An 18,274-nucleotide genomic window follows, 5' to 3' on the forward strand; every position below is an offset into this window, starting at 1 on the left:
CAAAAATAGCCGCGGGACGACCCGCGGTGAATAATGCGCGCAAAGGTTATAACCGGACGGTGGCCTTATGATGCGCGGCGTATTTATCATAGAACGCGACCAGGATACCGATGGTAAGCGTGGGCGGCAGCCAGGCCAGGCCTTGGGCCGACAGCGGCAGGTGCTGTATCCACGCGGGCAGCCAGACCTGGAATGACGAGAGCTTGACGGCATCGACGCAGCCGAAGACCAGGCTTATCAGCATCGCCGGCGCGATAATCCGGGTGCTGCTGCGCCACCAGCGCAGCGTGAAGCTGAGCAGGATAAGCACGATGCACGGCGGATAAATCGCGGTCAGCACCGGAATGGAGAATTGGATCAGATGGCTCAGCCCGAGGTTGGACACCAGCATGGAAAACAGACCGAGTATAAACACCAGCGTGCGGTAGGAGAGCGGCAGATGTTCGCTGAAAAACTCGGCGCAGGCGCAGGTCAGCCCCACCGCCGTCACCATGCAGGCGACGAAAATCAGGATGGCGAGAAAGCCGCTGCCCGCATTGCCAAAGGTATACTGGACGTAGGCGTGCAGGATTTCGGCGCCGTTTTGCGCCGACGGCAGCAGCACGCTGCTGCCCGAACCCAGTTTAAACAGCGTGATATAGACCGCCGTCAGCCCGACGCCGGCTATCAGCCCGGCCAGTATGGTGTAGCGGGTCAGCAGCGCGGCGTCGTTCACGCCGCGCGAGCGGGCCGCATTGACAATCACGATGCCGAATACCATGGCGCCCAGGGTATCCATGGTCAGGTAGCCGTTGACAAAACCGTTGGAGAACGGCATATGGGCATAAGCGTCGGTCGCCGGGATGGGATTGCCCGCCGGCCACAGCAGCGCGGCGATGCCCAGGACCGCCAGGGCAATCATTTTCAGCGGCGCCAGGATGTGCCCGACCGTATCCAATAAGCGGCCGGGATAGAGCGAGATGGCGATGACCAGCGCAAAATAGACCAGGCTGTAAAGAAACAGCGGCAGATCCCCCTGGCCGGTAAACGGCGCCAGCCCCACGGCGAAGGATACCGTCGCGGTGCGCGGCGTGGCGAACAGCGGCCCCACCGCCAGATAACATACCACGGCCAGCAGCAGTCCCGCTTTTCTGCCGATGGGGGAACTGAGGGCGTCAATGCCGCCCCCCACCCGGGCCAGGGCAATCACCGTCAGTACCGGCAGCCCAACCGCGCTAATCAGAAACCCCGCCGCCGCCCACCAGACATAAGGGCCTGACTGCAATCCCACCATCGGCGGAAAAATGATATTGCCCGCGCCGACAAACAAGGCGAAGGTCATAAAACCCAGGGCGAGGATATCTCTGATGCTTAAACGCTGGCTCATGGAATAATGTAATGCCTGTCTGGATGCGAAAAATAAGTAAAACCTATGACGACTCATGCCGGTTATGACATCACCAACAGCAACGGGATATCTCGCGGGCCATGGCGTAATGGCCTGTTTGCCGGGACCGGAGCGCTAAAAGGGTGCAAAACGGCGTGAAACATGCAATAACCGGCGCAATTTAAACGTTTAAAGCGCGGTAAGGCAATAGTTGAAGATAAAAGCAGAATGATAAGCCAAAAAAATACCCTAAAAGCAGTGAATACTTTCATAGCCTGGGTAATTTCTGCTACAAGATAGTTGAAGGGACGCGCTTTTAACTATAACAGAACGGCATGGATACCGGTGGCACCCCCGGGCCGCCCCTTAACCCGCGGCGACCATGCCCGCCCGCGGTATTTTGCCGCGGGCGGGATAGCCGGGCGCTGGCGTTACCAGGCGCGGCCCGCAACATCCAGCACTAGCCGCAGTTTGTCCCATTGCTGGGCTTCGGTCAGGCTATTGCCTTCTTCCGTCGAGGCGAAGCCGCACTGCGGGCTCAGGCACAGCTGGTCCAGGCTGATATAACGGGTGGCCTCGCGCAAGCGCGCCAGCACCGCCTCAGGATCTTCCAATTCACCGGTTTTGGAGGTGATAAGGCCCAGCACCGCCTGCTGGCGGCCGGGCTTGATAAACCGCAGCGGTTCAAAACCGCCGGCGCGCTCGGTGTCATATTCCAGGAAAAAGGCGTCGACCTTGACCTCGCCGAACAGGATAGGCGCCACCGGCTCATAACCGCCCTCGGAAATCCAGGTGGAGCGGAAATTGCCGCGGCAAACATGCAGGCTAACCACCAGATCGTCCGGTTTGCCCGCCAGCGCTTGATTGAGCACATCCGCATAGATGCGCGCCAATTGCCGCGGATCCTCGCCGCGCTCGCGGATCTGGCGCTGCTGGTCCGTCGAACACAGATAAGCCCACACGGTATCGTCAAGCTGCAGGTAACGGCAGCCGGCATCGTAAAAGGCGCGGATAGCGTCATGCCAGGCCTGGGCCAGATCGGCGAAATACGCCGCCAGATCAGGATAGACGCCGGCGTCGATGGCGCCGCGCCCGCCGCGAAAATGCATCACGCTCGGGCTGGGTATGGTCATTTTAGCCACCGCGTCTCCGGCCACGCTGCGCAGATAGCGGAAATCCGCCAGCATCGGATGCTGGCGGAACGCCACCTTGCCGGTGACCTTAATGCTGCGCGCCTTGGTCTGCACCCCGGAAAACTGGATACCCTGGTCGACATCGTAGCCTTCCACCCCGTCCAGCCCCTCAAAAAAATCGAAATGCCACCAGGCGCGGCGAAACTCGCCGTCGGTGACCACCTGCAGCCCCAGACCGCGCTGCAGTTCCACCACCCGGCGGATCTCGGTATCCTCGACGGCACGCAGCTGCGCGGGAGTAATGGCCCCTTGCTGCAACTGCCTGCGGGCCTGTTTAATCGCCTCGGGGCGTAATAAACTGCCCACCACATCAGCGCGAAAGGGAGGCGTATTTCTTTGCATGTTTGAGCTCCGGCGTTATTTTGCCGGCCTGGACAAGGCCCGCAAGATAATAAGATTTAATGAATAGTTCAGGATGTAAACTTTCCCGGTGGGCAATAGTTTCCGTCGGTGACATATAGACATCCGGACGTCTATAATGCCCGCATCCATACTAGCACGCGGCGGCGCATCGCCATGGCGAAGAAAATTCACCCGTGTTGAACATTATTCATGATCACCCGCGGGCGACGGCCCACCCTGCCGACACACCTCATTGCAGCCCGATATCCCGGCGCGCCTGTAGCCTTATGGGTTCAGGCAAGGGCTGGTAGCCGCCCTGGCGGGCGAGGTTTTGGCCCTGGGGCGACAAAATACGGTCCATAAAGGCGGCGGTGACCGGCGCCAATGGGGTATCAGGGGGCTTATTCAGATAAATATAGAGATAGCGCACCAGCGGATAGTCGCCGTTAAGCAAGGCCGACTCGTCCGGCGTCACCTGGCGGCCGGCCTCGTCGGTTAACGGCAGGATCCGCACGCCGGCGGTATGAAACCCCATGCCGGCGTAACCAATGGCGTTGCGCGACGCGCTTACCGCCTGCGCCACCGAAGCCGACCCGGGCAGTTCATTGACTGATGCCAGCAGGTCACCGCCGCACAGCACGCGCTGGCGGAAAAAACCATAGGTACCGGAGGCGGAATTGCGGCCATAGCGCAGCAGGGCCATATCGGCCCACCGCCCGGTTAGGCCGAGTTCCCCCCAGCGGGTGACGGCAGGGGCGTCGCCGCAGCTGCGGGTGATGGAAAAAATGGCGTCCAACTGGCGCAGGCGCAACCTGGGCAGGGGGTTATCCTGGTTGACTATAATCACCAGCGCATCCAAGGCCACCGGCACCGCCAGGGGCGGGTAGCCGTAATGGCGCTGGAACGCGGCGATTTCAGTCGCGTTCATCATGCGGCTCATCGGCCCGATTTGCGCCGTGCCCGCGGCCAGCGCCGTCGCCGCCGTCGCCGATCCGCCCGCCTGGATCTGCACGCCGACATCCGGATAGTCATGTCTGAAATCCGCCGCCCACAGGGCCATCATATTCGCCAGCGTATCGGAACCGCTGCTGGTGAGGCTACCCGACAGCACCGACAGCGGCCGCGCCGCCGCCGGCAGGGTCAACAGCAGGCAGAGCAGCCAGCCCAGGGTTTTTACAGCTTTTATCATCGGGATTTGACACGTGAAGGAGAAGTGGGGTTATTTTCGGCCAGGACGGGGAGGACAATCAACCGGTTGGGCAAGGTAAAAAAGAAGCGGGTACCCGCGCCCGGCTCGCTGATAACATCAAGATGGGCGTCATGATTGCCGAGCGCGTGCTTAACGATGGCAAGCCCAAGGCCGCTGCCGCCGGTCTGGCGCGAACGGGCTTTGTCAACCCGGTAAAAACGCTCGGTCAGGCGCGGTAAATGCTCCGGGGCGATGCCCGGCCCGTTATCGCTGACCTGAAACTGCGCGCCCTCAGCGGTACGCTGCCAGCACACCTCGATGCGGGTGCCCGGCGGCGTATGGATGACCGCATTGTATATCAGGTTCGACATCGCGCTGCGCAGCTGATCCTCATTGCCGCGCACCAGCAACTGTTCATTAACCCGGAACACGATCTCATGCCGTTCCTGGCTGAGCGCCCCGGCGCTTTGCTGCAGGCGCTTGAGAATGGCCGGAATATCGACGCGTTCATTGACCTCGCCCTGGGGCGCGGCCTCGATACGGGATAACACCAGCAACTGCTTGACCAGGCGCTCCATGCGCTGCGTCTGATCCTGCATAGTGTGGATGGCCTTGGCGCGCATGGCTTCATCCATATCCTGGTCGTTCATCATTTCCAGATATCCCTGCAACACCGTCAGCGGCGTACGCAGTTCATGGCTGGCATTGGCGAAAAAGTTGCGCCTGGCGCCTTCCAGCTGGCGCATCTGGGTCACGTCGCGGGCCACCATTAACAGCTGGTCGTCGGTATAGGGCATCACGCGGAATTCAACGTAACGTTGCTTATTGAGCAGCAGGGTCAAGGGGCGCTCGAACGACTGGCCCTGGATATAGCTGTTGAATTCGGGATAGCGCAGCAGGTTAAGGATATGCTGGCCGTTGTCTTCCGGCCAGCGAAACCCGAGCAGCTGCTGCGCCAGGCCGTTGCACCAGAAAATATGGCCGTCGTCGGTCAACATCACCAGCGCATCAGGCAAGGTTTCCGCGCCGCTGCGAAAGCGTTTGAACAATGTCGCCAGTTCACGCCGCCGCCGCCGGTGGCGCAACTGCATCTGATGCAGGCCATAGAACAGCGGTTCCCAGCTTCCCCGCCCTTCCGGCGGCGTATGCCGGAGATCGACCCATAACCAGCGGGACAGCCGCAGTTGGTAATAATAGTTGCGCACCAGCGCGGCCAGCAGCGCCGCCACCAACAGCCAGGCCAGGTGGCCGACAAAAAGCGACAACAGCAGGGCCGGCAGGCAAAACAGCCCCAGTTCCAGCAAAATCTTACGCCAGGATAAACGTTCCAGCACCGGCAGAGCTCCCCTTATACCGCGCTAATAGCGCGCGGAAAAACGATAGCCGGTGCCGCGGACCGTCTGCACCATCCGATCGTGACCGCCGGTTTCCAGCGCTTTGCGCAGGCGGCGAATATGCACATCAACCGTCCGGTCCTCAACATACACATTAGTGCCCCAGACATGATTTAACAACTGTTCCCGGCTATATACCCGCTCGGGATGGGTCATGAAAAAGTGCAGCAGTTTAAATTCGGTCGGTCCCATCTCCAGGGCCAGTTCGTTGGAGGTTACCCGGTGCGACGACGGATCCAGGCTTAAGCCCTGCAGCTCAATCTTATCTTCCACCGCCATCGGCGAAATACGGCGCATCACCGCCTTGATCCTGGCCAGCAGCTCCTTGGGCGAGAACGGTTTGGTGATATAATCATCGGCGCCCACTTCCAGCCCCCGCACCCGGTCTTCCTCCTCGCCGCGCGCGGTCAGCATCATGACCGGAATATCGCGGGTCAATACCTCGCGTTTCATATGTTTGATAAATTGAATTCCCGAACCGCCTGGCAACATCCAGTCGAGCAATACCAGATCCGGATAAGGCTCCGCCATACGGCTGACCGCCGTGCCGTAGTCTTCGGCTTCGATGGGCTGGAAGCCATTCTGTTCAAGTACGAAGCACACCATTTCACGAATCGGCGCTTCGTCTTCCACGACTAATATGCGTTTTGCCATTTTTTCCTGCCATTAATCTCTGCGGTTAACGTGCCCGGGCATTATGCGTCACTTTTATGACAGATTTATTAAAATCAGCCCATCGTGCCAGAAGCATAGCGGATGGCGGTTTTTTTTCGTCCCGGGTTGCCAAATTAACAGCTTTACGTCGGCATCGCCCGGGGTAAGGTTTATACTCTCGCCCTGACTTTTACACTCTGGCTGGAGCGTCATGCGGATCATTCACACTTCTGACTGGCATCTGGGTCAGTCGTTTTTCACCAAAAACCGCGCCCGGGAGCACCGCGCCTTCCTGCAATGGCTGGTGGCGCAGGTGGCAGAACGGGATATCGACGCGGTGATCGTGGCCGGCGATATCTTTGATACCGGCACCCCGCCCAGCTATGCCCGCGAACTGTTCAATCGTTTCGTGGTGGCGTTGCAGCCGACCGGTTGCCAGCTGATCATACTGGCGGGCAATCATGACGCGGTGGCGACACTGAACGAATCCCGGGCGCTGCTGGCCTGCATGCATACCCGGGTTATCGCCGGCGGCGGGTTCGGCGCCCGGGACGATGACGACAACGCCGACGGCGACCGCGAAGACAGCGGCGGGCAACCGGTTTTTGTACTGAACGATCGTAGTGGAAAGCCGGGGGCGATACTGTGCGCCATCCCCTTTTTACGCCCGCGGGATGTGCTGACCAGCCGCGCCGGAGAATCGGGGGATGATAAACAGCGGGCGCTGATGGACGCCATCGCCGCATATTACCAGGCGCTATATGACCGGGCGCTGGCCCTGCGCGCCAAGTTGCCCGGCCGGCTGCCGATTATCGCCACCGGACACCTGACCACTGTGGGCGCCGCCACCACCGATTCGGTACGCGATATTTATATCGGCAGCCTGGACGCGTTTCCCGCCCAGCTGTTTCCTCCGGCGGATTATATCGCCCTCGGCCATATCCACCGCCCGCAGTGCGTGGGCGGACAGCAGCATATCCGCTATTGCGGTTCGCCCATCGCCTTGAGTTTTGATGAGACCGGGCAGCCCAAGCAGATCAATATAGTCAGTTTCGACGCCGGGGGCGTGGCGGACATTTCCCCGGTTTTGATCCCGGAGACCCAGGCCCTGCGCCTGATAAAAGGCGACCTGGCGGACATCGAGGCGCAGTTGCGCTCGTTTAGCGATTACCCGGGGCCCACGCCCGTCTGGCTGGATATCGAGGTGGTGACAGACGCCTGGCTGAATGATATCCAGCAGCGTATCCAGCAGTTGGCGGCCGATTTGCCGGTGGAAATCGTGCTGTTGCGCCGTAACCGCGAGCAGCGGCTGTCGGCACTGGCGCGCCGGCAACGGGAAACGCTGGTCGAACTGAGCGCCGGGGACGTGTTTGAGCGGCGCCTGGCGCTGATCCCCTCCCCCGCGCCGGAGAACCTGGACGCCATACGCTTGCTCTATCGCCAGGTAACGGCGGACGTACAGCAAGGCGCCGCGGCGGAAAACCCGCCGGCGCCGGATGCCGCAACCAAAGGAGACGCCCGGTGAAAATCCTGACGCTGCGGCTGAAAAACATCAATGCGCTCAGGGGCGAGTGGAAAATTGATTTTACTGCCGACCCCTTCGACCGCGCCAGCCTGTTTGCCATTACCGGTCCCACCGGCGCCGGCAAGACCACTATTCTTGACGCCATCTGCCTGGCGCTGTATCACCGCACGCCCCGCCTGGACGCGTTGCCCGGCCAGGAATTGATGACCCGGCTGACCGCCGAATCGCTGGCGGAAGTCGAGTTTTCGGTCAAGGGCGTGGGCTATCGCGCCTTCTGGAGCCAGCGCCGGGCGAAAAACAGCCCGCAGGGCAAACTGCAAAACGCCAGGGTCGAACTGGCGCGTTTGGCCGACGGCGCCATCCTGGCGGATAAAATCAGCGATAAGCTGCGCCTGACCACCGAACTGACCGGCCTGGATTTCGCGCGTTTTACCAAATCGGTGCTGCTGGCGCAGGGGGATTTCGCCGCATTTTTAAACGCCGATGCGAAAAATCGCGCCGAACTGCTGGAGGAACTGACCGGCACCGATATCTACGGCCGCATTTCCGCTGAAATTTTCGAACGCCATAAAACGGTGCGCGGGGAACTGGAGGCACTGCGTACGCGCGCCGCCGCCATCGAACTATTGAGCGAACCCCAACTGCGGGAACTTGACGCCGAGCTGGATAGCCTGCGCCTGGAGCAGGCCCGGCTGAACGCCGAACAATCGCAGTCGCAACAGCATCACGCCTGGCTGGAGCGGCAGCGCCAGTTGACCGGCGCCCTGGCGCAGGCACAGGCCCAGCGCCAGGCCGCGCAGGCGGCGGCGCAGGAAGCACAGGCGCCGCTGGCGCGACTGGCGCGCGGCGAACCGGCGGAATCCCTGCGCCCCCTGCTCGACGATCGGCAGCGCAGCGCCGTGGACCTGGAACGGGCTGAGCAGGAGCTCGCCCGCGCCTGCGCGATGGATCTGCAAAGCCAGCAGGCGCTGCAACCGCTGCGGGAGCAGGCGGATACCGCCCGGCGGCGCTGGGAGCAGCACGCCCGGCATCAGTTGGCGCAACAGCAGTTGATAAACGACCATCTCGTGCCGCTGGACCAGAAAATCGCCGGGCTGGAGCAACAGGCCGCGCAACAGGAGGAACAGCGGTTAGCCCAAACGGAACAGCAGCGGAAACGACAGGCGCTGCAGGCGCTGAAACAACAACAACATCAGGAGGCCGGGCAACAGGCGCAGCTTGTCGCCCGCTATCTGCTTGAGCATGCCGCCTGCCGGCAATGGGGCGGGCAGCTCCCCCTCTGGCGCGAGCTGTTTGCCCGCCGCCGGCGCGAACAGCGCGACATCGACGAACTGGCCCGGCAAGACGCGCAAATCATGCGGGAACTTGAACAACTCGATATTGCGCGCCAGAAGGAACTCAGCGCGTCGCAGGCCTGCCGGCAACGGGTAATGACCTTCACGGCGCAGTTGGCGGAACGTCAGGGCCTGCACGATGAGCAGGAATCCCGGTTCCCGTTGGCCGCGCTGCGCGCCGACTGGCAGCACAGCCAGCAGCAGCGCGGCCGGCGCGCCCTGATGTCGTCCCTGCTGCCGCAAATGGAGCGTGTAAGCCGCGATCTGGCGGCCAACCGCACGCGGGAAGATCAACTGCGACGCGACTGCGACGATATTACCGCCGCGCTGGCGGCGCTGCGGCGCGCCGAGGCGGATAAGTCCGCCCTGCTGGACGAAATGACCGCGCGCCATCGCCTGGAAATGCATATCGTCTCGCTCGGGGAACTGCGCGGAGCGTTGCGACCGGGGGATCCCTGCCCCCTATGCGGCGCCACCGAGCATCCCGGCATCGCCCTATACCAGGACCTGCAGCCGCAACACACCGATCGGCGGCGGCAGGAACTGCTGCCGGAGGTGGAGCGGCTCAAGGCCGAAGTGGTGGCGGCGTTTACCCGTCTCGAGATGCTGCAGCAGGAGCAGCGCCAGGCGACGGCGCAACAGGTACGCCTGCAAGAGGAACTGGCGTTGCTGGACGACGCCTGGCGACAGGCCGCCGCCGGGCTGGATCTGGCGCCCGGCGAACACGCCGCCGCCTGGCTGGCTGAGCAGGACGCGCATGAGCAGGCATTGGCCCGGCAGTTGGAGGCGCGTGAACAGGACAACCAGGGGCTGCAGGCGGCCCGCGACGCCCTTGCCCAGGCCGACGGCGAATGGCAACGGCTCGACGCCCGTCTGGCGCTGAATGCCCAGCAGAAGGATGCGGTGACCCAACGTCTGCGGCAAACGCAGCAGCGCCGTCAGGAACAACAGCAACGGATGGACGAACTGGCGGCGCAAAGCAGCGAGGCTCTCGCCCAACTGGGACTGACCCTGCCGGCGGATTCCGCGGTTGACGCCTGGCTGGCCGAACGCCAGGAGGAGTGGCGGCAGTGGCAGTATCAGCAAGAGCGCGAACAGACGCTGAAAAACGACCTTATCGCGCTGGAAGGCGAACTGCGCGGCCACCGGGAAGCCCAGGCCGAACTGGCGCAACAGTTGGCCGACCTCGCGCAGCGGCAGCAGACAACCGGCAACGCGCTGCGCCTGGCGCGTGAAGAACGCCGCAAACTGGCCGGCGATGACAGCGTGGCGCAGCTCAACGCCCAACTGAGCACACGGGCCGGGGAAGTGGAGCGGGACCGGCGGCAGTCCGAACTCAGTGTACAGCAGGCGCAGGAAAAGCTGCATCTGCTGGCCGGTGAAATCCGCTCGCAGCGGCGGCGGCTTGAGGAACTGACACAACAAGCGCAGCAGGCGGCGACGGCGCTGCGGCAGGCGCTGGCAAACAGCCCGTACGCCGGGCTGGCCGAGCTGCAGGCGGCCCTGTTGCCCGGGCAGGAGCGGGACCGGCTGCGTGAGCTGCGCGAGAAAATAAAGGAAGAGCGGCAGCGCGCGGAGGTGATGTGGCAGCAGGCGGAGCTGGCGCTGCGGCAACACCATGACGATCGTCCCGCCACCCTGGACGAGGCTGCCGACTCTGCCGCCGTGGAGCGAACGTTGGCCGATATTAAGGCATTATTATGGGAGTTGGCGCGGCGGCAAGGCCAGCTACAGCAGCAACTGGCAAGCCACCGCCAGCGCCAGCGCGATCAGCAGAGCCTGATGGCGGAAATCAGCGCGGGCGAAGGCCGCTACGCCGACTGGAGCTATCTCAACGAGCTGATTGGCTCCAAAGAGGGCGACAAGTTCCGTAAGTTCGCCCAGGGTCTGACGCTTGAGCACCTGATTTATCTGGCGAACCAGCAGTTGTCCCGCCTGCACGGCCGCTATCAGCTGCAGCGCAAAACCGAGGCGGAGCTGGAGCTTGAAGTGGTGGATACCTGGCAGGCGGATGCCGTGCGCGACACCCGCACCCTTTCCGGGGGCGAAAGCTTTCTGGTGAGCCTGGCGCTGGCGCTGGCCCTGTCGGACCTGGTCAGCCACAAAACCCAGATTGATTCGCTGTTTCTCGACGAGGGCTTCGGCACGCTGGACGCCCAAACGCTGGATATTGCCCTGGATGCGCTCGATTCGCTTAACGCCACCGGCAAGATGATAGGCGTCATCAGCCATGTGGACGCCATGAAGGAACGCATCCCGGTGCAAATCAAAGTGAAAAAGATCAACGGCCTGGGCATCAGCAGGCTGGAGGCGCGTTATGCGGTGCGCCCGGAATAACGCGGCGCCGGCGGAATTCATCGAACAACGCGTAGAACATCGCTTCGGTGTCGACAAAATCATGAAAACCGAAGCGGCGCGCCTTACTGCCGTCGGCAAACATATCGTAATCCCAGGAGAACACGAAATCGGCGAACGGCCAGCCCGACACCGCCTGATAATCCGGTGCGGATAAACGGTGCCGGCGGGTTAATTCCCGCCAGAGTTCCGTTTTATCCGCCATGACTTCCTTTAGCGGCATGGGCAATGGCGGCGCCAGATCCAATTCAAAATAGCCGGCAATTTTCGGCCACAGCTCACTCCAGCGGAACAGATCGCCGTTATTGATGTTAAACGCCTGGTTGCCCGCCCGGGGCTCGGTGGCGGCCCAAAGCGTGGCCCTCGCCAGCAGCCCCGCATCGGTCATTTCCATCAGCGCGTGGTAAGCGCCCGGTTTGCCGGGAAAACGCAGCGGCAACCCCAGCGCCTTGCAGATGGAGGCATAGACGGCAATGCTCATGGCCAGGTTCATCGGATTGCCCAGGGAAAAACCGCCCACCACCCCCGGCCGGATGGCGGACCAGGTCCAGCGTTTATTGCGCTGGCGTTGCTCCAGCCAGGTTTGTTGCGCCACGTTGAATTCCGGCGGCATATGTCCCGCATCGGTTTCCCGCGCCGGTGTCTTAAACGGCCCCAGGTGCGCGCCATAGACTTTATAGCCCTGCATCAGGCTGACATGCTCCAGTTTCCCGGCAACCGGCTCGATTGCCTCAACGACGTTTTTCAGCATCATCATATTGGGAACAACCAGTCCCGCCCAGTCGGACGCCTCCTGGTAGGCGGCGTAGAAAATATGGGTAATGCCGGTCAGCGGGCGCAGCGCCCGGCCCGTCGCCTGCGCGTCCAGCAAATCCACCGCCAGGTAGCTGACGCCGGGCCGGTCGCGGCCGCCGCGGCGCGACAGGCCGATAACCTGCCACCGCCGGGATTCCAGTTCCGCGACGAGCCGGCCGCCGATAACGCCGTTGGCGCCCACCACCAGGGCAATCCGATTATTTTGCATGTGTTTTCTCCGCTGAAAAAAGACGATGCGTCACTATAATTGATAAGGAAAAAAGTGATAATAGGACCATAACCACTATCAGTTATAAGTAAAACTAATAGACGGAACACCATGGATAAACTCACCGCGATGCATACCTTCGCGCGCGTGGCCGAGCTGGGCAGCCTGTCCGCGGCAGCGCGCGATCTGGGCCTGACGCAGCCCGCCGTAAGCCAGCAGGTGGCCGCCCTGGAAAAACTGCTGGGCACATTATTGCTCTATCGCACTACCCGCTCCGTCACCCTGACGGAAAGCGGCAGCCGTTATTATCTGCAGGCCAGGCAGATCCTGGCGGCGGTAAATGAAACGGAAGAGACGCTGCGGGGGCTGAACCAGAGGCTGGAGGGTCATTTGCGCATCCATGCGCCGACGGGCCTCGGCCAGCAGTATATCGCCCGGCTGGCGCTTGATTTTCAGCAGCGCCATCCGGATATCGTTATCGAACTGCTGCTGGACGATCGGGTGGCGGATGTGATCAGCGAGGGAATTGATGTCGCGCTACGTCTCGGGGAACTGCGCACCGCCGGCACGGTGGCGCGCAGGCTCGGCACCCTGCAGCGTGTCCTGGCCGCGGCGCCCGGCTATCTTGCCAGGCAGGGCGCGCCGCAAACCCTGGCGGAATTAGCCGATCGTCCTTACATTCGCTACAGCGGCCGTGGCGACGGCGCCGGACTCACCCTGCTGGGCCCCAGGGGCGCGGAGATGTTGACCGTCCGGCCGGTGTTCCTGGCCAATAATACCTTTACGCTTATCCAGGCCATAGAAGCGGGACTCGGGATAGGCGGCGTCCAGTTACCGCTGATCCGCCGGCAGTTAACCGCCAAAACCCTCGTACGCGTATTGCCCGACTATTATTTTCCGCCGATGGCGGTACATGCGGTGTATCCCGCCGCGCGCTTTATTCCCGGCAAGGTACGGGCCTGGGTGGAGTATCTTGCCGCCGCCCTGGCGGACATTCTGTAGACGCCGCGGCCAGGTTGATTTTTGCCGATTTTAGCGCCGGGATGCGCTATCATGCGCGCTGCGTTTGATTAACCCGCACGCTTACCGACGTGCCGGATCAGGGATCTCACTTTATGTTTTGGTTTAAAAATATCATGATTTACCGCCTGAACCGCGATATTACGCTGTCGGCGCAAGAGATGGAAAAACAGTTGGCGGCCTCATCATTTACCCCCTGCGGCAGCCAGGATATGGCCAAGTCGGGTTGGGTATCTCCGCTGGGCGACAAAAGCGACGCGTTAACCCATGCCGTTAATGACCAGATATTGATTTGCGTGCGCAAAGAAGAAAAAATCCTGCCGTCTTCCGTGGTCAAGCAAGAGCTGAACGGCAAGATCGATAAGCTGGAAACCGAGCAAAGCCGTAAGCTGCGCAAAACGGAAAAAGACGCGCTGAAGGATGAGGTGTTATTCAGCCTGATGCCGCGCGCGTTCAGCCGCTTCAGCCAGACGTTCATCTGGCTGGACACCGTCAAAGGCCTGGTGATTGTCGACGCCGCCAGCGCCAAGAAAGCCGAGGATGCCCTGGCGCTGTTGCGTAAATCCCTCGGCTCGCTGCCGGTGGTGCCCCTGACACTGGAAAACCCCATTGAGCTGACCCTGACGCAGTGGGTGCGCGGCGGTGAACCGCCGGCCGGATTCCTGGTGCAGGACGAGGCCGAACTCAAGGCGCTGCTGGAGGACGGTGGCATCATTCGCTGTAAAAAGCAGGATTTGGCCAGCGACGAAATTGCCGCCCATATCGAGGCCGGCAAGGTGGTGACCAAACTGGCGCTGGACTGGCGGGAACGGGTGCAGTTTATCCTGGCCGACGACGCCACAATCAAGCGCCTTAAGTTTTCCGATACCTTACGCGAACAGAACGACGATATCGATCGCGAGGATTTTGCCCAGCGTTTTGACGCGGATTTTATCCTGATGACCGGCGAACTGGCGACGCTTATTGAAGAATTGACCGTTGCCCTGGGCGGCGAAGCCCAGCGCTGAAAAAGGTTGCTGGCGGGAGTGACGAGGCCAGGATCAGACGGGTAACAACACCGTGAAGCCGTGCCGTTTTTAGCGGGGCCGCGCCCGGACGCGCAGCGATGGCGCCCATCCGTGCGCGCCATTGTGCGGTCCAACACCTGTGGCCTTGGACCAGGACCACTACGCTACCGGCGGATGAGTCCATGACGCGTTATGCTTTCCGTTCTCCCTGCCCGGCGACTTATGCGCCGGTTTGCCGGCATTGCGGGGCAAACCATAGCCTGCCCGCGGTTTTGCCCCATTATTTGCTCATATATTTACATAAATACGCGCTGGCTTCCGCCACCTGGACAATAAATTCACTTTGCGCCGGAACAAAGAATTTTTCGCCGGGCATAAAGACCTGCCAATCGTGGGAGCCCGGTAACAATGCCCGCAACGCGCCGTTAATGACGGTCATTTCCTCGGGCTGTGCCGTGGTGAATGTGTATTCGCCGGTTTCCATCACCCCCACGCTGGCGCGGCCGATGCTGGCGGAATCAAAACCAATGGACTTTACCTTCCCGGCAAAATACTCATTTACATTCAGCATAGATCCATTCCTTTCGATAATATTTTCAGTACTTCATAGTAAAAGCACGATCGTTGATTTGTCACGCCTTATTACCGGGAAATGCCGGCCGGCGTGCAAAAAAATACCCGCGGATGAGCGCGGCGGATTCACCGGCGAGAAAAAAGAAAATAACCGTCTTAGGGGAAGATAATTAGCCGGACCGGGAAGCAGTGTTCCGATCCGGCTGGCAGGGAATTCAGGTCTTGTCTTCGCCCTGGTAGCGCTCTTTCGCGTCCAGCGCCTCGTGTTCGGAATCATGCTCGCTGATAAGCGTGTCGGGCTTGGGATGATCGGCCCGCAGCTCAAACACCGTCTTGGTTTTACCCGGCGGCCCCTTCTCTTTTTTAACGATATGGGCTTCGCGGGGATAAGGGGGTTTACTCGCCATAATCACTTCCTTATTTTATGATTTGGTCGGGTAAGTATAGGTCAATCCCCGGGGTTGCGCATGGCGCCGCGTTATCCGGCGGCGCAGGGGTGGAGCTGCTGCAATATCGCCGACACCACGGCTTCCGGGGAAGAGGACGCATCCAGCACATGGTGGGCCGCATCCTGGTATAACGCTTCCCGGGCCAGCAGGATTTCAGCGATCTCCTCGGCAATCGGCCGCCCGGTCAGGCTTGGCCGCTGGTCTTCCTCGGGAAACGCCTCCAGGCGCCGCGCCAGGACCTCAGGCCGGGCATGGAGGTAAATGACCGTGCCGTTCGCCCGCATAAACCGGCGATTGGCCTCCGCCAGCACAATGCCGCCGCCGGTGGCGATCACTTTGCGCCCGCCGGCAATCGCGCGCAGGATAGCGCTTTCCCTTGCCCTGAATCCCGCCCAGCCCTCGCTTTTGACGATCTGCGCCACGCTGCGGCCGGTGGTGCTCAGCAACAGCTGGTCGGTATCCATAAACTCAAATCCCAACACCCCGGCCAGCGCGAGGCCAACCGTGGTTTTACCGCATCCCCTAGCGCCAACCAAATAAATGGGCTGTGTCATTAACCGCATATCCTTTTATCCAACGACTTTTTCAGTCCAGCTGCGCATCATAGCATTGACTTCGCACGCGCACTAACCGGCGAACGGCCTTTGGGCGAAAAGTCGCGGGCCGGGCATGCGACGCCCCACGGCCGCCGCATGCCAGCTTATTACATACCATATTAATTACAGGATTGTCCCTTACGTCGGCCGGAACCGGCAAAAAAAGACCGGCGATCGCGCCCGCGCAACGGACAGTTTTTCAGGAAGGCCCTCCCAGACGGGCACGCCCGGGCCGGCGGCCTCGGTTAGCTTTCCGGCTCCACCACTTCCGCCACGATGCGTTTCGCCTGCTGCAGCGTCAGTTTCTCCCTCATTTTGATAAGCAAGGTACCCGTGGTGCGCATACGACCGGTGCCGACCACCGCCACCAGTTCATCGTGGAGGGCATACAGCGCCACAAAATCATCGTTATCGGGCGAGCCGGTCATATCGATGGTATCCCATTTCCCGGCATGGCCAAGATACTCATAGCGCACGCCATAATGCTGGGTCCAGAAAAACGGTACGGAATCATAGATCTCATCCTGACCCGCCATCACGCTTGCGGCCACGCGGCCATGCTGCTGGGCCACACGCCAATGTTCAATGCGCGAGGGTTTGCCGTTAAGCGGAAACGTGGCGATATCGCCGATGGCAAAAATATCCTGGCCCGCCGACATGGAGGCGTCCACATTAAGGCTACCGTCTTTATTCAGTGGCAGATCGTCAATAAACCCGGTCGCCGGCGCCACACCGGTGGCCAGTAGCACCAAATCGGCCTCGATGCGCGTACCGTCTTTCAACACTACCGCCTCCACCTGACGCTCGCCGGTAAACTCCGCGGGCAGGCCTTCGACAAATTTCACGCCTTTCTGCTCGTGACGCCGCCGGAAGAAACTCGCCAGCTCTTTGCCGAACTGTTTCTCGAACGGCAGCGGATGCTCGGCTATCACCGTCACATCCACATCCTGCTTACGGAACGCCGCGGCGACTTCCATGCCGATAAAGCTGTTGCCGATAATCACCAGGCGTTTTTCCTTCTCGACGGTGTCTACCAGCACGGCGGCCTGCTCCCAGCTTCGCAGGACCTGGATGCCGAACAGCGCCTTGCCGGGCAAATCGGGGCGCTGCGGGATGCCGCCGGTGGCCAGCAACAGCTGGCGATAAGGAATCATCGTGCCGTCTTCCAGCCGCAGCTGATGCTTGGCGGCGCTCAGTTTTTCGACGTTGCCGTTAATACGCTCGATTTTTTGCTGTTGATAAAAATCATCGTCCAGGAGCGACGGCACCTCGTCGATATCCATATCTCCCTGCGGAACAAATTTGGACAAGGTGGTGCGATCGTAAGGCGCTTGTTTTTCACGTTCGATAACCACCAGGCGACCGTGATAACCCTTTTCGCGCAGCGCCTTAATGGCGGCGCTACCGCCGGCGCCGACGCCCAGGACCACCAGCGCATCCTGGGTCGTCACCTTATCCAGCGGCCCCGCGCCCGGTTCCGCCTGCGGGTCGACCCAGAGCTTGCCCTGTTCAATCTTGACCGGATAACGCTTTAAATCGCGCAGGGAGGGAGGTTCGCACAGCGCGCCTTCCTCAATGGTGAATACCGACTTATGCCAGGGGCATATAATCTTGCCTTCGCAAAGCGCGCCTTTTTCCAGCGGAGCGCCGGAATGGGGACAGGTGGCTTCGAGGGCGAAAACCCGATCTCCTTTTTTTATCAACAGAATATCGGTATCGCCCAGGCTGATTTTTTTGGGTGCCAATTCCGGCAATGCGGTTAACGACATCACTTCTTGATAGGCCACGATAGGCTCCTTCTTGTTAAAGACCATACAGTCTGGAGTGCTATGATTAAGCCTAGCAGCTAAACGCCGGCTGTGAAGTCCGGCGAAGGGAGATGATGAAGCGGGTAAGCGCAGCGCCGCCGGCTAGTCGCTATTGAAGAGATCGCGCAGCCAGGCAATGATTTTTTTCAGCGCCCGGCCCAGGGCGCCGATATCACCGCCACCGTTTTGCCGCGCCATGCCGCCCAAGATGCCTCCACCGGCGGCGGGTTCTTTCATCATGGTTAATCCTTCCTTTGCCTATAAAGGGAATGGGAATTATCCTGTAACCTTTATTTCCAGCAAGGCGGTTGAGGATAATCATTCTTATTATTTGTTCACGCGCCGGTAATAATGAAAAAGGATTAAAACGTAATTTGATTTAGAATACTTTCAAAAAAAGCCGACAGACCGTGCCAGGCGGACTGTCGGCTTACAGATAATAGAT

15 protein-coding genes are annotated in these 18,274 nt (G+C 60.8%); 4 read left to right on the plus strand and 11 right to left on the minus strand.

The features are described from left to right. Nucleotides 1-46: 46 nt before the first annotated feature. The 5 genes from brnQ to phoB all read right to left on the minus strand — a co-directional run bounded on the left by brnQ (nucleotide 47) and on the right by phoB (nucleotide 6,138). A complete protein-coding gene (gene brnQ, locus ACL2XN_RS11730; RefSeq protein ID WP_413722246.1) occupies nucleotides 47-1,366 on the minus strand; it encodes a branched-chain amino acid transport system II carrier protein in 1,320 nt (439 codons plus the stop codon). Between the two features lie 431 nt (nucleotides 1,367-1,797). Further along, nucleotides 1,798-2,901: a cobalamin-independent methionine synthase II family protein gene (locus tag ACL2XN_RS11735; RefSeq protein ID WP_410016220.1), complete on the minus strand. Its 1,104-nt coding sequence runs from the start codon at nucleotides 2,899-2,901 to the stop codon at nucleotides 1,798-1,800. Nucleotides 2,902-3,151: 250 nt separating this feature from the next. Further along, entirely contained in the window at nucleotides 3,152-4,090 is a 939-nt protein-coding gene (locus ACL2XN_RS11740) for a PstS family phosphate ABC transporter substrate-binding protein (protein ID WP_413730867.1), read from the minus strand. Beyond that, nucleotides 4,087-5,424, minus strand: a complete 1,338-nt coding sequence (gene phoR / locus ACL2XN_RS11745) for a phosphate regulon sensor histidine kinase PhoR (protein WP_410016222.1) — start codon at nucleotides 5,422-5,424, stop codon at nucleotides 4,087-4,089. The genes ACL2XN_RS11740 and phoR overlap by 4 nt, the downstream gene beginning before the upstream one ends. Nucleotides 5,425-5,448: 24 nt before the next feature. After that, on the minus strand, nucleotides 5,449-6,138 hold the full coding sequence (gene phoB / locus ACL2XN_RS11750) for a phosphate response regulator transcription factor PhoB (protein ID WP_162367673.1): 690 nt from the start codon (nucleotides 6,136-6,138) through the stop codon (nucleotides 5,449-5,451). Between the two features lie 211 nt (nucleotides 6,139-6,349). On the opposite strand from phoB, the gene sbcD reads away from it, so the two are divergent. Together sbcD and ACL2XN_RS11760 are read left to right on the plus strand one after the other, a co-directional pair. Next, nucleotides 6,350-7,663, plus strand: a complete 1,314-nt coding sequence (gene sbcD, locus ACL2XN_RS11755; protein WP_413730868.1) for an exonuclease subunit SbcD — start codon at nucleotides 6,350-6,352, stop codon at nucleotides 7,661-7,663. Next, nucleotides 7,660-11,334, plus strand: coding sequence for an AAA family ATPase (locus tag ACL2XN_RS11760; protein WP_413730869.1), 3,675 nt, complete (start codon nucleotides 7,660-7,662; stop codon nucleotides 11,332-11,334). The genes sbcD and ACL2XN_RS11760 overlap by 4 nt, the downstream gene beginning before the upstream one ends. Here the strand turns inward: ACL2XN_RS11760 and ACL2XN_RS11765 are convergent. Beyond that, nucleotides 11,294-12,376 carry an SDR family oxidoreductase gene (locus tag ACL2XN_RS11765; protein ID WP_413730870.1) on the minus strand — a complete coding sequence of 361 codons (1,083 nt, stop codon included), beginning with the start codon at nucleotides 12,374-12,376 and terminating at the stop codon, nucleotides 11,294-11,296. The two genes, ACL2XN_RS11760 and ACL2XN_RS11765, sit on opposite strands and share 41 nt — an antisense overlap. A gap of 111 nt (nucleotides 12,377-12,487) precedes the next feature. Between ACL2XN_RS11765 and ACL2XN_RS11770 the strand changes: the two genes are divergently transcribed. Together ACL2XN_RS11770 and rdgC are read left to right on the plus strand one after the other, a co-directional pair. Continuing rightward, nucleotides 12,488-13,378, plus strand: coding sequence for a LysR substrate-binding domain-containing protein (locus ACL2XN_RS11770; RefSeq protein WP_413727077.1), 891 nt, complete (start codon nucleotides 12,488-12,490; stop codon nucleotides 13,376-13,378). Between the two features lie 113 nt (nucleotides 13,379-13,491). After that, nucleotides 13,492-14,403 carry a recombination-associated protein RdgC gene (gene rdgC / locus ACL2XN_RS11775; RefSeq protein WP_413722239.1) on the plus strand — a complete coding sequence of 304 codons (912 nt, stop codon included), beginning with the start codon at nucleotides 13,492-13,494 and terminating at the stop codon, nucleotides 14,401-14,403. A 280-nt stretch (nucleotides 14,404-14,683) separates the two neighbouring features. Here rdgC and ppnP read toward each other — a convergent pair whose 3' ends face one another. The 5 genes from ppnP to ACL2XN_RS11800 all read right to left on the minus strand — a co-directional run bounded on the left by ppnP (nucleotide 14,684) and on the right by ACL2XN_RS11800 (nucleotide 18,069). Then, a complete protein-coding gene (ppnP, locus tag ACL2XN_RS11780; protein WP_410016228.1) occupies nucleotides 14,684-14,974 on the minus strand; it encodes a pyrimidine/purine nucleoside phosphorylase in 291 nt (96 codons plus the stop codon). A 217-nt stretch (nucleotides 14,975-15,191) separates the two neighbouring features. Next, complete coding sequence (locus ACL2XN_RS11785; protein ID WP_413722238.1) at nucleotides 15,192-15,383, minus strand: hypothetical protein; 192 nt, start codon at nucleotides 15,381-15,383, stop codon at nucleotides 15,192-15,194. Nucleotides 15,384-15,454: 71 nt separating this feature from the next. Then, nucleotides 15,455-15,979: a shikimate kinase AroL gene (gene aroL, locus ACL2XN_RS11790; RefSeq protein WP_410016230.1), complete on the minus strand. Its 525-nt coding sequence runs from the start codon at nucleotides 15,977-15,979 to the stop codon at nucleotides 15,455-15,457. A gap of 287 nt (nucleotides 15,980-16,266) precedes the next feature. Next, nucleotides 16,267-17,808 (minus strand): FAD-dependent oxidoreductase, encoded by a 1,542-nt coding sequence (locus ACL2XN_RS11795; protein WP_413730871.1) that lies wholly within the window; start codon nucleotides 17,806-17,808, stop codon nucleotides 16,267-16,269. Nucleotides 17,809-17,931: 123 nt separating this feature from the next. Then, nucleotides 17,932-18,069, minus strand: coding sequence for a hypothetical protein (locus tag ACL2XN_RS11800; protein ID WP_410016232.1), 138 nt, complete (start codon nucleotides 18,067-18,069; stop codon nucleotides 17,932-17,934). Nucleotides 18,070-18,274 lie beyond the last annotated feature (205 nt).

Source organism: Sodalis sp. RH22 (genome assembly GCF_047324165.1).
Classification (GTDB): Bacteria; Pseudomonadota; Gammaproteobacteria; order Enterobacterales; family Enterobacteriaceae; genus Acerihabitans.

What these genes read in the sequence shown, in the direction of transcription:
- brnQ (WP_413722246.1), bottom strand. Translation starts at nt 1,366, where the DNA reads ATGAGCCAGCGTTTAAGCATCAGAGATATCCTCGCCCTGGGTTTTATG.
- ACL2XN_RS11735 (WP_410016220.1), bottom strand. Translation starts at nt 2,901, where the DNA reads ATGCAAAGAAATACGCCTCCCTTTCGCGCTGATGTGGTGGGCAGTTTA.
- ACL2XN_RS11740 (WP_413730867.1), bottom strand. Translation starts at nt 4,090, where the DNA reads ATGATAAAAGCTGTAAAAACCCTGGGCTGGCTGCTCTGCCTGCTGTTG.
- phoB (WP_162367673.1), bottom strand. Translation starts at nt 6,138, where the DNA reads ATGGCAAAACGCATATTAGTCGTGGAAGACGAAGCGCCGATTCGTGAA.
- sbcD (WP_413730868.1), top strand. Translation starts at nt 6,350, where the DNA reads ATGCGGATCATTCACACTTCTGACTGGCATCTGGGTCAGTCGTTTTTC.
- ACL2XN_RS11765 (WP_413730870.1), bottom strand. Translation starts at nt 12,376, where the DNA reads ATGCAAAATAATCGGATTGCCCTGGTGGTGGGCGCCAACGGCGTTATC.
- ACL2XN_RS11770 (WP_413727077.1), top strand. Translation starts at nt 12,488, where the DNA reads ATGGATAAACTCACCGCGATGCATACCTTCGCGCGCGTGGCCGAGCTG.
- rdgC (WP_413722239.1), top strand. Translation starts at nt 13,492, where the DNA reads ATGTTTTGGTTTAAAAATATCATGATTTACCGCCTGAACCGCGATATT.
- ppnP (WP_410016228.1), bottom strand. Translation starts at nt 14,974, where the DNA reads ATGCTGAATGTAAATGAGTATTTTGCCGGGAAGGTAAAGTCCATTGGT.
- ACL2XN_RS11785 (WP_413722238.1), bottom strand. Translation starts at nt 15,383, where the DNA reads ATGGCGAGTAAACCCCCTTATCCCCGCGAAGCCCATATCGTTAAAAAA.
- aroL (WP_410016230.1), bottom strand. Translation starts at nt 15,979, where the DNA reads ATGACACAGCCCATTTATTTGGTTGGCGCTAGGGGATGCGGTAAAACC.
- ACL2XN_RS11800 (WP_410016232.1), bottom strand. Translation starts at nt 18,069, where the DNA reads ATGATGAAAGAACCCGCCGCCGGTGGAGGCATCTTGGGCGGCATGGCG.